The following is a 12,881-nucleotide window of genomic DNA, read 5'->3' on the forward strand; positions in this document are numbered from 1 at the left end:
TAGCGCAATGGACAGGTATCAAAAGTCGTTCACACACCACCTTTGGATTGCCTGTTGAATGTTATGGAAATAACGTTGTGCCAAGGTATTCAACACCGGTTACAGTCAACTTTTGTCCTGGCGAAAGGCGGCCAATGACACCACCTTGTCCGGCAGCACAGATTCACTCGCCGGCAAGATTTCCCGGATCTTAATCTCCGGGGGTGGCTGTTCACCGCCATGTAACCGGAGTTCCCGAAAGCCGGCCGCGGCCTGTTCGAGCTGCCGCGGGCCAGCTCCGCAATATTCGGCCAGCCAATGGCAGAACATGGCCTGGTAGGGATAAAAATAGTCGGCATGGTCCTGGGTGCTGCGCAGTTGATCATTCATGCAAAGATCGAAATACGCCGCCTGGTGCTGGTTGTCCGGCAGGCAGCCCGCATAATCCACCTGGTCACGTAACTGCCACACTACCTCATTGATATGTGCCTGGGCGCTGCGATCGGAGCGGGCAAAGAAACGAACCTCGTCATGCCTGGCCTGGAAGCGGGTCGCTATCGGTTGAAAGCTCGTCTCATCCAGCAGCGCAAGATCTTCACCGTACCACTGCATGTTGTTCAACAGCCGCTCGATAAACAACGACACAAAGGCCTCACTGCCGCCTTTGCGCAGGCCGGTAAAAGTCATGCAATAGCGGTTGTTCAGCTCCATCGCGATCAGGCAATTCTGTCCCTTCACCTTGACGGCGTGCACCAGCCATTGGGACAGGCAGGCCGGCTGACCATCCGGGGTTGACAACAGTCGGCCATCGTCGGCATATGACGGGCCGGGCGGGGCTTCGACGGGGGAGCGGCTAACGCCCTTGCGGATACAACTGAATAGCTGGGCTGCCGCCTTGGTGCAGTTAAAGACAAGCATGTCGGCACCGTCCCTGATTCATGTCGTCGTTCATCCCTAGTCCTCCTGCAATGGTGAAATATCCCGTTGCTGCCGCATTCCCTGGCAGGATAACAGGGCTTGAGAGCAATGCCGAGCCCCTGGCCTGCCATCGTTGTCAGGGGAACCCGACACGCCTGCGCCGATACAGGCATATGACATATGTGTGCACGATGGCCGTTCACCGGCCATTACCGCGCGACGTCTTGCTTGTAAATTGTTTAATACTGCGTTTGTTGGCGCTGCGGCGATTGGCCTGCTTATCCCGAGCGGGTCGCTTGCGCTCCCCGCTGGCGGGCTGGTCAGTAACCGGAAAGCCCGGCAACTCACGCTGTGCCAGCGTGCGCCCGGTCAGGTCACGAATTGCCGCCAGCGCCTCGGCCTCTTGATGACACACCAACGAGATGGCGAGACCACAACGGCCCGCCCTGGCTGTACGGCCAACACGATGTACATAGACAGGGGCGCTGGTGGGCAGATCCAGGTTGATCACCACCGGCAGGGCTGCCACATCGATGCCTCGGGCCAGCAGATCGGTGGTGACCAGTACCCGCACTTTTCCTGCCCTGAAATCGGCCAGCGTCTGCTCACGAATCACCTGCTCCTTGGCGCCGTGCAACACCGCCACTGCCACTCCCGCCTTGCCGAGCCGCCTAGTAAGTGTGTCCGCCTGGTCCCGGGCGTTGACAAACACCAGTACCCGGGACCAGCAAGCCTGCTGCAACAGAGCGAGCAGGGCCTGTGCCTTGCTGCCCTTGTTGACGAGATAACAACGCTCTTCTACCTCTGTGACCACGCTGTTGGCGCTCTGGGCCTCGATGCGCCGTGGGTCTTTGAGCAGCGCCATGGCCAGATCATGCAATGACGGCGGCAGGGTAGCCGAGAACAGCAGGGTTTGACGTTCGTTCGGCAGCAACGCAAGCAGGCGCTGGACATCGGGCCAGAATCCCATTTCCAGCAAACGATCCGCCTCGTCCAGGACCAGTTGCTGTATTGCGGCCAGTTCGATGAGGCCCTGCTCAAGCCAGTCCAGCAGACGACCCGGCGTGGCTACCAGCAGCTGCGGCAGTCGCGCCAGTTCTGCCAGTTGCAACTCCGGGTCGACTCCGCCGCATAATGTGAGGACACGGAGGTCCATTGCCTGTGCCATTTCCCGCAAGGCATCACTCACCTGTGTGGCCAGCTCGCGGGTCGGTACCAGCACCACCGCCTGCACCCTGGTAAGGGTCGGCTTGATACTGTGCAGTAAGGGCAGGCCAAAGGCCAGGGTCTTGCCGCTGCCGGTATGGGCCAGCGCCAGCACATCATGCTGAGCCAATATGGCGGGGATAGCCAGCTGCTGGATCCGCGTAGGGGTGTGCAAGTGTGCGGGCAAGGCACCTAACACGGCAGGACGAAGGTCAAGCTCGGCAAACTTCATGGGGCATACTACTCATTAAATCGGAGGCGAAGTCTAAACAGTAGCGAGCCATAAGTAAATCATCCACTTACCGGAACATAACCTGGATATCTCATGTTTTGATGACAAATAGCGGCACGTTATCGAGGTGTTCACCGCCAACGCCCTATATATACGGAGGGCTGCAATCACCGGTACCGCCGTTACCTGTGATTACAGCCCCCTGTTTCTCCCGGTCAGTTGCTATTCAGCGGCCAGTTTGTCTTGAACACTGGTCACCTTGTCGGCCATGGTCTGTTTGCGGTCTGTGCGGGTGCCCACCTTCATATGGCTGGTAATGCGTACCGCCCCGGCGGCATGGAGATCTTCGTGGCAGCGCTTCACCGCGGCCATGACATCCTCCCATTCACCTTCGACATTGGTGCCGTATCCGTGCATGGTATGGGTAAGGCCTGCCTCTTCAAATATTTTCTGGCACATGGCCACATAAGGTGAAACGGACGTCCCCACGCCACCGGGTGACACCATGATATCCATCAAAACGTACATTGCCTTTTTCCTCGGTTATGAGTGCTGTAAAGCGGTATTCCACCCGCCTTGTCAGCATGGATAAAGGGCCAGTCTGCAGTTTTGTGTTGGCCAGTCACGCCGAATGGGTCGAGTCCGCGGCCGATAGCGGCGCCTAATTAACAGTGTCGCTGTTGATACCGTAAATCTGCCGCAGTTCGTTCAGACAAGCTTCCCGTAGTTGGTTGGGTTGCGCCTCGTCTCGCCACACGGCGGTAAAGGGGGTCTTGAAGTGAAATTGAGCAGGCAACAAGGCCCGCATCACACCTTGTTCTTGCCACTGTCTGGCGTAATGTTCCGGCAGGAAACCGATGAAGCTCCCACTCAGGATCAGGGTGGCGATGCCCTCCATTTGATAGGCATGGGCCGCCGTTTTCAGCAGCGCCTGCAATTCAAGCATGGCTGAATCCGGTTTATAGCCGGGGCTGACATAGTCGTGCCGAGCCAACAGGGAAGGTGCTAACTGCCGTTCTTCGAGCGAGAACAGGGCATGTCCCTGCGCGCAGTAGAGGTACGACGTTTCCCAGTAAAGCTGCTGATAAACCAGCCCTGGCAGCTGCTGATGACAGGGGAGAATACCCATATGCAAGCGCCCTTCGATTAGCGCCCTTTCAATTTCATTGGGAGAGGTGGTTTGCATCACAATCTGGACATCGGGCCCCAGTTGCTTGAGCCTGGCGACAAACGAAGGCACCCGGGACTGGGGATCGGTAATGGTATTGTCGGTCAGCCCTAGATGTAACTTACCCACCAAACGGTTATGTACCGCATTGATATTGGACCGAAATTTCTCCAGATCGGCCTGCAGCTGCATCAGGCTCTCGTATACCACCCGACCTTGCGCCGTCAGTGCAAACCCGGAACGCCCCCTGTAGCAAAGATGCATGTGCAGGCGGGTTTCCAGATCTGCCATATAACGACTAATGGCAGAGCGGCTGATGTTGAGTTCCACTTCGGCGGCGGCAAAGCCTCCGCATTCCACGACCGTTTTAAATACCCTCAACAGGCGCAAGTCAAGATCGCTGATCAAACCGGACAGGGCGTTGGTTGTCTGTTTCATGGTTGCCATTTGTGTTAACCAAAGGTGATTTAATTGTAATTTATTGAAACGTATCTTTGGTCCGATACTTTGTCAAACAAGGTCCTGACGATGCCGGACCCTGTGGATTCCGTAACCTATGACCCAGTAGAGGTAATCCAATGTCAGAGCAATACAACAGCTTCAAGCCTATCGACTCCAATGCCACTCCTCGCTATGCAGGGATCGCGACCTTCATGCGTTTACCCTATCTCCCCGTAGCAGAGGCCGGTGCCGTGGATATTGGTCTGATCGGCATTCCCTGGGATGGTGGTACCACGAATCGCGCCGGGGCGCGCCATGGACCGCGACAGATGAGGGATCTGTCATCCTTGATGCGGAAATTCCACCCGACTCTGGGGATCAACCCCTACGACCTGGCCAACTGTGCCGATCTGGGGGATACCCCGGTTAACCCCATCAAGATAGAAGACACCCTGGAACGGGTTGAGGAGTTTTATCGCCAGGTATTGGAGCAAAATATTATTCCCCTGTCGGCAGGGGGCGATCATCTGGTGAGCCTGCCCATCTTGAGGGCATTGGCGGAAAAACACGGTCCTATGGGGATGGTGCATTTTGATGCCCACACCGACACCTTCGACCGTTACTTCGGTGGCTGCAAATACACCCATGGCACCCCGTTTCGCCGTGCCATCGAGGAAGGCGTACTGGATCCCAAGCGGGTCGTCCAGATCGGTATTCGTGGCGGACTCTATAGCGAAGATGATGATGCCTGGGGTCTGGAACAGGGAATTCGCGTGATCCGTATCGAAGAATACTTTGATTTGGGGGTGGAAGGGGTCATCAGGGAGATCCACCGGGTGGTCGGTAACCAAAGTACCTATGTCAGCTTTGATGTGGACTGCCTGGATCCTGTCTATGCCCCGGGTACCGGGACGCCGGAAGTCGGGGGCATCAGCACCCATGAGGCACAACGGATGTTGCGCAGCCTGCGTGGCATGAAGCTGGTGGGCGGGGATGTGGTGGAAGTGGCACCGCCATTCGATCCCAGCGGCAACACCGCCCTGGTGGGAGTCACCCTGATGTGGGAGATCCTCTGCATGCTGGCCGAACAAGTAGCCAGGCAAAGAGGCTAATCCCCCAACTTACGCAAGCAGCACAGCCAAGCCTGGTAGCTACCGGGCTTAATCCTGGTGCTGAGTGCATTGATAATCAGGTGTCAGAAGGATCTGAACATGACAACCAATAATACCCCTGTACAACGGGTTGCATCCGAGCGCCCGTTATCCGGCTTTACCGCCAAGGCCTTGCTGCGATTTATCATTCCCTCCCTGCTCGGTGTGCTTGCCTTTCTTGTTCCTATTGAAGACAAGGGGCAGATAACCATAGTGATGGCCATCCTCTCCAATTGGCTAAAACAGGAGCTGATGGCATATATGATTATCATTGTGATCGGTATCATCGGTTTATCGGCGACAATGACCGCCTATGTGACGCTGCTTAAACCCAGGTGGGTCACGCCAGGTTCCTTCATGGCCGAGTTGTTTGCGGTGAGCATGCCCTGGCTATTGTTACGGGTGAGTGGCCTGGTCATGGTCTTGATGATCCATTATCAGGCAGGGCCAGAGTGGATCTGGTCGGAACGAACAGGGCTGATAGTGCTGAAGGATCTGGCGACCACAATCGTCACCATTTTCCTGTTTGCCGCGCTATTGCTACCCCTGTTGACCGACTACGGCCTGATGGAATTTGTCGGCACCCTGTTCCGTAATATTTTCCGCAAGCTGTTCTGCATTCCCGGCCGTGCCTCTGTCGATGCTACCGCCTCCTGGCTGTCTTCGGCGGCGGTCGGCATCTTGATTACCTCACAGCAGTATGAAAAAGGGTACTACTCTGCCAAGGATGCGGCGGTAATAGCGACCAACTTTTCGATTGTTGCCGTGCCATTTACCCTGGTCATTGCCGAGTTTGTGGGGCTGGGGCATCTGTTTATCGAATATTATGCCACTGTGGTCGTTACCGGTATTGCGGCGGCCATTATCGTTCCCCGCTTGCCGCCGCTGTCGCGCATGTCCCATGACTACTACCCACCACAGGGACAGGCGCTGAGTGAAGAGGTACCGGCAGGACAATCGCTGTTTACATGGGGCCTCCGCCAGGCGGTGGAGAAGGCGCGTTCGGCACCCAGCCTGCAGGGTCTGTTGAAATCGGCGCTTCGCAATACCTGCGATATCTGGTTCGGACTGATGCCGCCATTGATCGTGATTGCCACAGGGGGGCTGGTCGTGGCGGAGTTTACCCCGATCATGACCTGGCTTTCGTATCCGTTGATCCCGGTCCTGGAGCTATTACAGCTTCCCGAGGCAGACAAGGCCGCGCCGGCGATGCTGGTGGGATTTGCCGAGATGTTTCTGCCTGCGGTCATTGCCGCCGGTATCGAAAGTGAACTGACCCGCTTCGTCATCATATCCGTTTCCGTCACCCAGCTGGTGTACATGTCTGAGGTCGGGGTGATGCTGCTCAAAAGCAAAATCCCTCTCGGTTTTATGGATCTGGTGAAGATTTTTCTGGTCAGGACGGCGGTGATACTACCCATTACTTGCCTGATTGCTCATCAGGTGGTGTTTAGAGGCTAACAGCCAAGTAGTGTAGATAGATAAGCACAAGGGGGGCAAGATCAACGGTCTTGCCCCCCTTGTTTTCAGCAAAAATGCTGCCAGGTTCAATATCACAACAATCACCCATGGTGTATGTGGGACGCAGGGCAGGGCGCTTGGCACCAAACGACAGGTTGGCTGTGCAATCCAGCTTGTGCAGCTATGTTAGTAATAGTTGAACATCCCCAACCGGCTGCAGGAGATCGCCATGAAGGCGTTGCATGGTATTCAGGGCATTTTGTTAGACCTTGAAGGTGTCCTGTATGTTGGCGAACGGGCCATTGACGGCGCTGTTGACACGATAAAGGCCATCAACGATCGGCAGATCCCCCACCGATATGTGACCAATACCACCACCCTGTCCAGGGTGTCGTTGTCACAGAAACTACAGGCTATGGGGTTTGCTGTTGAGCCGCACGAGATCCTGAGCGCCCCCGCAGCGGCTTGTGTGCACCTGCGCCAACGTCAGCCTCGGAGCTGCTATTTTGCCGTTTCGGAGGCAATCCGGGAGGAGTTTCGCGAGTTTCCCATCTCGGATACGCCAGATGCCCTGGTTATCGGGGATATTGGCCGCGCCTGGACATACGATCTGGTTAACCACCTCTTTCAGATGGTGATGGCCGGGGCGGATATAGTGGCGCTACATAAAGGAAAATATTGGCAAACGCCCGACGGGCTTCGAGTTGATATCGGCGCCTTTATCGCGGGGCTTGAATATGCCACCGGTGTTGACGCCACGGTTATCGGTAAGCCTTCTCCCGCGTTTTTTCAGGCGGCGGCCCGGGAATTGCGTTGTCCGGCAGAGTCCATCCTGATGGTGGGCGATGATATCGATTCCGATGTGGGTGGGGCCCAACAGTGCGGGATAAGGGGCGTGCTTGTTAAAACCGGCAAATATCGCCCAGAGCGGGCGGCCGCCTCGGCCGTTGTGCCCGACGCTGTTATCGACTCCATTGCCCGGCTTATGCGCTACCTCTGAACGGTGACATACACTGTAATGGGCACAACCACACCCAACGAAATGTCAGAGCTGCTTTCAGACAGGACTTTGGGCAAGCGGCCTTCCCGGATCGCTGGATACCGTTGAGCAGCAAGTCTTTATCCTATGAAAGGTGGGTATTGAGCCTGATCAGGGCAGGACGGTGGCAGTTGGCTTGGTGCCAGCATGACACACTGAAAGGATCGGTCAAATGATCCTGAAAAATAGTTGAGAAGCGGAGGTAATCTTCTCAACGTCGATTATTAAGCTGAATAGTTACTTAAAATTAAATGCTGAGGTCAGTAGTAGCAGCTCCCAAAATGTTATTAATTTCTTCAATATGCATTTTTAGCTTGCTCAGGCAAGTACTGGTATCTTTATCAGCCATTTCATTGCCTTCTAACAGGACATAGCGGCCTTGATCCAAATCAGCAATATGGGAGAAATAAAAGGCATCCTTCCAGAACTTACAAGGTACCGGTTCGGTGTTCAGGTGCTCCTGGCACAGCTGTTGATCCTTAACATAGGCCAGAACCGCCAGCGCCTTGTGCTTGTAAACTTTAACTGAAACACCTTCAGGCCAGTGCTTTAACCTGATGTCGAGATCACACTTAATGTCGGCGTTTTCTTTTTTTACGTAAACTTTTTTCACTTCAAATGAGCCTCGCCATTGCGAGAACATATCTCCAGAAAAAATTTGACGCTCGATATCATTAAATTTTTCTTCAATTTTTTGAGTGATGATGTTGATGTTATCTGACATGATGGTTGTGACCTTGATTCTGTTGGATTAACTGTTTTTAACGACAGTTTAATGCTGGCATGATACTGAGAGTGCCGGGCAGTGTAAAGTTGTGGCAGGGACTTTGTTATAAGTATTTTTTATTATTTGATAAGTTTATTTGTCACAGGGCGCTATTTTCCAGTATAGCTGCTGGATTGGGCGTATTCTTTGCCTTTACTCGGAATTACTGTGATATGGTACTGGTTAATTTTGCTGTATAATGTCCTGTTTTTCATGAGGATGGTAACAATAACAGTGCGGCGATCTATTTTTACTGAACATAATTATCTGACCTATTTATGTGGCAGTATCTTTTCCACTCAGGGTCTTTGGATTCAACGCATGACACTGGGCTGGATGATGTGGGATCTGACTCATTCAGAAAGCTGGTTGGGAATGCTGGCCTTTTTAATGTTTTTCCCGACTATTTTGGTCGGGCCATTGTTTGGAGCAATGGTGGATCGCATTAACCGTCGTCAGGCGGCCGTCGTAACCAGCACCATACTTGGGTTGTTATCGCTGTTATTAGCCTGGTTGGTGTGGCAACAGTTAGTGAATGCGCTGATGCTGTTGTTGTTTGCGCTGGGGATTGGCGTGGCCAATAGTGCCTATCAGTCGATACGGCTGTCTTTAGTGCCAGAGTTGGTCAGTGCCGAAAACATGCCTAAGGCCGTGGCCATTAATGCAATTTTATACAATACTTCACGTTTTATTGGGCCGGTTCTTGCAGGGCTGATAATTAAATATCAGGGCAATGCCACCGCACTGACGGTAGTTGCAATCTGTTATATACCGCTAATAATGGTATTATTATTGTTAAAGCTCGATAACTGCCAGCGAGTATCAAAGGCACAGCAATTGACCTTTTTAATGGATATAAAGGCCGGTTTTGAGTATGCCCTGAGTTCAGATCTGATCCTGCGCTTATTGATGCTGATTGCGACTTCGGCGATGTTAGGTCGGGGCTTGCTGGAAATTTTGCCCGCAGCGGTTGAGGTACTCTACGATCGGGGAGTGACAGCCTTAGCCTGGCTTAATTCAGCCGCGGGGATAGGCGCGATTATTGCGGGTTTACTACTGTCATTCTTTCGTGCCGAGCGCTTATTTCCGGCAATGCGTCTGGGGGCGATTTCTTCAGGTTTATTGTTGGTGCTGTTCAGTTATACCAGTAGTTTTGAACTGGGGTTGCTAATTGTGGGTGGCTTAAGTTTTTGTGCCACTGTGTGTGCTGTAGGCACTCAATCACTTATTCAGGTTTCAGTGGCAAGTGGATTCAGAGGCCGGGTTATGAGCCTGTGGGGAGCGATTAATGTTGGCGGTGGTGCATTGGGTGGTTTGTTATTTGGTGTGCTGACCGAGTTTATGGGTTACTCATTTACGCTGATCACTGTCGGACTATGCTGTGTTATTATTGCCCATATTGCCACTCGTCGTATTCTCTTGCCCGAGGAGCTAAAATCGGCATAACAGAAAGCACTTGCTTACTGTTATGCCAAATATCAAGAATCTTGAAATAGCACTGTTATCAATTTAAGGTAACGGGCTCGCGTTAAGACAGACTATCACCAACACACGCAAAGTGAACGCGCATTTTGTTAATGTCTGCTTGGCGGTATCGAGGTTGGCTCGCAGCTTATCGGCGGCCTTCCAGAGCTTGTGCGATCTGCATGCCTCGCTGCCGCAGTTTGGCCAGCTGTTGGTCAAAGGTCAGGGCAGGTTTCAGATAGGGCTTGAGCACGCGACAATCCCGGGTCACAAGCATAAAAAAACCGCCAAGGTTGCGCGTTGCCCCAAGGGGTACTAAGCGTGGCGGTTGTGTTGGGCACAGTATCGTTCGTGTTGTTTTACAAATCAAGCACCGGGGCTGGGTGACCGCAGGCTGCGCGTAATCGGGCATTATGATCAATGGCCGTTGAAAACAACCCTTGGTCGGCTTGCCGTTAACCCCATCCTGCACGACGCTGAATCATTGGGTGCCATGCAACAACGGAGGTAGACCATGGCGCGGGATACCCTGACCCAGCAGACCCTGGTGCAACTGATCGACGCCGGAGTGGTACGCCAGGTGACAGCCTGGGCCCTGCCGCAGGGCTGGGGTGATCCACTATTATCGCTGAGGTTAAGGCTCTGGAGTCAAACCGCTACCATCAGCAGCACCGGTTCGCTTTCCCCTTCACTGACATGGTGACTCACGATAAGTACCTCGGTTAGTGATGATTATGGGTTTATTTCTTTGGCCAAGCATGGATAGTTAGCTTTTTTGCCATAATGTCGCATGGGGTCGTTCTATATGACATCATCTTGAACTACTGTCTATCCATATGTTCATTCCATATCGAGAAGATACCACGATGGCACAAGAATCTTTTCCTATAATCCCACACTTTTTGAAACATCTGAGAGAGAAATCGGGGCTGACTATCGAAGCAGTAGCTGCCGCTGTTGATGCAGAAGCTGATTTCGAACTTTCTACTCGGCAATATCAACGTATTGAGAAACATGGTAAAACTTCCAAGAAGACTGCTATCGCTCTGGCTAAAGCATTTGGTACTTCAGTGGACGAGTTGCAAGGTCGGCTGTCAATTGACAAATCTCCATGGTACGTGAAGAGCAGAGACGAACTCTATGGAAAGTTAACCATTGGCTATCACGAGGTGATAACAGAGGTATTTCGTAAAGTTAATATCGGCGGTGGAGCCTTGAATAATAATGGCTGTGTGCTTCTCGATATTAACGACAAGCAACTACCCATCTCCTTGAAAGTTACTCATCATCCCCATTCATATGAGTCTTACACCAGTGAGTGGATAATACGCCCGGCGATCATCAACGAATCAGGAATCCTTTGGACGTCACTCAATAAATGGCAGCAGTTGGACTGGAAGCAACAAATCAACAAGCTGGCATACAACTTTTCCAACAAGGTCATCATTAATGATGAACCATTGGTGCCTGAGTCATCCAATGTCGGTTTTTTTGTCCGTTTTGAATATCTTGTGGAAAATGAGGAACAAGAGGAGGAAGATAAAGAAGAAAAACACATTACCAACGGGGAGTGGGTTATAGAGGGGACACAGTTCTTCCAAAATGATGCCGACTTCAGATGTTCGCTTATGGTGTGGCTGGAAGATAACCGCCGGCTTTATCCCTTCCCGGTTCATCCACCAATGTGTTCACCAGGTGTGCTGGGAATATATTATGGTTGCTCCAATAAGCGACTGGTCATAACCAGGGCTTGGCTGGATGAATCTGGGCAAGCGCATCAAGCACCCTGGCCAGAACTGCAACGTGAACAGCTGGCCGATGCTCTTGAATCATTTTTGAAAAAAACATCCCCGCTCCCAATCGCTATTGGTGATCTTGGTCCAGAACACTTCCCGCCACTGGCACCTGATTAGGAGACTGAAGTGTCTGGAAATCATTAAAATGCGACAGCTTACCAACCACAAAAAGGAGTGTGTCATGAGTAAAGCCCCTGCAAATGCACCGAGTAAAACCGGAAACCCGTCAGGAAAAGGGCGGGGTAACAATCCACCATCCCCTGCCAAATCAGGCGGTCGTGGTAACGCCCCGTCAAAAGGTAAGTAACCCCCAGGGCAGGCATGAGCCTGTCCTGTTATGATGGTTATCGACGCTCGGTTCAGCAAGCGGTGTCGGCCTGGCTATCGGCTGGAAGCCCATCATCCTCAGACCGCTTTTATAGTGGGCTTGAGAGAATAAATCTGCTTGGTTTGAGGTGCTCCATCATCAGTATCCTCATCCTCATGGATCACGACTACACCATGATCTTGCCGACCATGCCATCCAGCCTGGCTTTTACCGCCTCCCACTGGGGCATGACCTGCTTCAGAAACCGGTAGAAACGCTCGCTGTGGTTGTGCTCGGCGATATGGCAAAGCTCGTGCAGTATCACATAGTCGATGCAATCTCGGGGCGCTTTTACCAAGTGGGGGTTCAGGGTCAGGCGGCCCTGAGGGGAGCAGCTACCCCATTGGGTTTGCATGGTGAGAATACGAATGGGCGGACGGCCTGTTACCCATAATGTCTGATCCAGCATGGCGTCCAGCCTGCGGGCAAATACATCCCTGGCTTTGTGCCGATACCAGTCATTAAGCAAGGCTTGCACCCTGTCGGCACTTTTCTGGCGCACCGACACCTCCAGGCTGCCACGCAGCAGCTTTACCTGCTGCTTGTCGTCCCGGGCTTCAATCACCTTCAGCTGATACTGCTTGCCCAGGTAGTAATGACTTTCACCACTGATATAGCGGCGCGGGGTCACATGCTCCTGCTGAGCGCGAAATTCTCTGAGCTGCTGATAAATCCAGCGGGCCCGTTTTTTCACCGCCTGCAATACGTCTTCATCGCTGGCATGAAGGGGCGCCTGCACCTGCACCCGGCAATCCGGCTGCACCTTGATCAATACCCGATCCACCTTGCTCTGACGGTGGCTGCGTTCAAAACAAATCCGCTCGTCACCATAATAGAAGCACAGGGTGCCAGGCATGGATGACGGGTCGGGCAGAGTAATGGCAACACTCATC

Annotated in this window: 12 protein-coding genes; 6 read left to right on the forward strand and 6 right to left on the reverse strand. The window is 53.0% G+C overall.

Going from position 1 to position 12,881, the window contains the following annotated elements:
• Positions 1-105: 105 nt before the first annotated feature.
• From DCS96_RS04565 to DCS96_RS04580, 4 genes are all read right to left on the reverse strand, one after another.
• The gene (locus DCS96_RS04565) at positions 106-897 is read right to left on the reverse strand and encodes a DUF6933 domain-containing protein (RefSeq protein ID WP_116473146.1); all 792 of its coding nucleotides are present in this window, start codon (positions 895-897) and stop codon (positions 106-108) included.
• A 199-nt stretch (positions 898-1,096) separates the two neighbouring features.
• A complete protein-coding gene (locus DCS96_RS04570; protein WP_116473147.1) occupies positions 1,097-2,335 on the reverse strand; it encodes a DEAD/DEAH box helicase in 1,239 nt (412 codons plus the stop codon).
• A gap of 222 nt (positions 2,336-2,557) precedes the next feature.
• Positions 2,558-2,863, reverse strand: a complete 306-nt coding sequence (locus DCS96_RS04575; protein WP_116473148.1) for an MTH1187 family thiamine-binding protein — start codon at positions 2,861-2,863, stop codon at positions 2,558-2,560.
• 133 nt (positions 2,864-2,996) lie between these two features.
• Positions 2,997-3,941 carry a LysR family transcriptional regulator gene (locus DCS96_RS04580; RefSeq protein ID WP_116473149.1) on the reverse strand — a complete coding sequence of 315 codons (945 nt, stop codon included), beginning with the start codon at positions 3,939-3,941 and terminating at the stop codon, positions 2,997-2,999.
• Positions 3,942-4,081: 140 nt separating this feature from the next.
• Here DCS96_RS04580 and speB point away from each other — a divergent pair, with 140 nt between their 5' ends.
• From speB to DCS96_RS04595, 3 genes are all read left to right on the forward strand, one after another.
• Positions 4,082-5,056: an agmatinase gene (gene speB, locus DCS96_RS04585; RefSeq protein ID WP_116473150.1), complete on the forward strand. Its 975-nt coding sequence runs from the start codon at positions 4,082-4,084 to the stop codon at positions 5,054-5,056.
• Positions 5,057-5,155: 99 nt separating this feature from the next.
• A complete protein-coding gene (locus DCS96_RS04590) occupies positions 5,156-6,556 on the forward strand; it encodes a YjiH family protein (protein WP_116473151.1) in 1,401 nt (466 codons plus the stop codon).
• Between the two features lie 229 nt (positions 6,557-6,785).
• On the forward strand, positions 6,786-7,556 hold the full coding sequence (locus DCS96_RS04595) for a TIGR01458 family HAD-type hydrolase (RefSeq protein WP_116473152.1): 771 nt from the start codon (positions 6,786-6,788) through the stop codon (positions 7,554-7,556).
• Between the two features lie 286 nt (positions 7,557-7,842).
• Here the strand turns inward: DCS96_RS04595 and DCS96_RS04600 are convergent, their stop codons facing one another.
• Positions 7,843-8,319, reverse strand: a complete 477-nt coding sequence (locus DCS96_RS04600; protein ID WP_116473153.1) for a hypothetical protein — start codon at positions 8,317-8,319, stop codon at positions 7,843-7,845.
• A 261-nt stretch (positions 8,320-8,580) separates the two neighbouring features.
• Here DCS96_RS04600 and DCS96_RS04605 point away from each other — a divergent pair, with 261 nt between their 5' ends.
• From DCS96_RS04605 to DCS96_RS04615, 3 genes are all read left to right on the forward strand, one after another.
• Positions 8,581-9,807: an MFS transporter gene (locus DCS96_RS04605; RefSeq protein WP_269801911.1), complete on the forward strand. Its 1,227-nt coding sequence runs from the start codon at positions 8,581-8,583 to the stop codon at positions 9,805-9,807.
• 532 nt (positions 9,808-10,339) lie between these two features.
• Positions 10,340-10,528 carry a hypothetical protein gene (locus DCS96_RS04610; protein ID WP_116473154.1) on the forward strand — a complete coding sequence of 63 codons (189 nt, stop codon included), beginning with the start codon at positions 10,340-10,342 and terminating at the stop codon, positions 10,526-10,528.
• A gap of 163 nt (positions 10,529-10,691) precedes the next feature.
• A complete protein-coding gene (locus DCS96_RS04615) occupies positions 10,692-11,738 on the forward strand; it encodes a helix-turn-helix domain-containing protein (RefSeq protein ID WP_157953578.1) in 1,047 nt (348 codons plus the stop codon).
• 377 nt (positions 11,739-12,115) lie between these two features.
• Here the strand turns inward: DCS96_RS04615 and DCS96_RS04620 are convergent, their stop codons facing one another.
• Positions 12,116-12,880, reverse strand: a complete 765-nt coding sequence (locus DCS96_RS04620) for a M48 family metallopeptidase (protein WP_116473156.1) — start codon at positions 12,878-12,880, stop codon at positions 12,116-12,118.
• Between the last annotated feature and the right edge of the window lies 1 nt (position 12,881).

This window comes from Zobellella maritima, assembly GCF_003075035.1.
In the GTDB taxonomy this organism is placed as follows: Bacteria; Pseudomonadota; Gammaproteobacteria; order Enterobacterales; family Aeromonadaceae; genus Oceanimonas; species Oceanimonas maritima.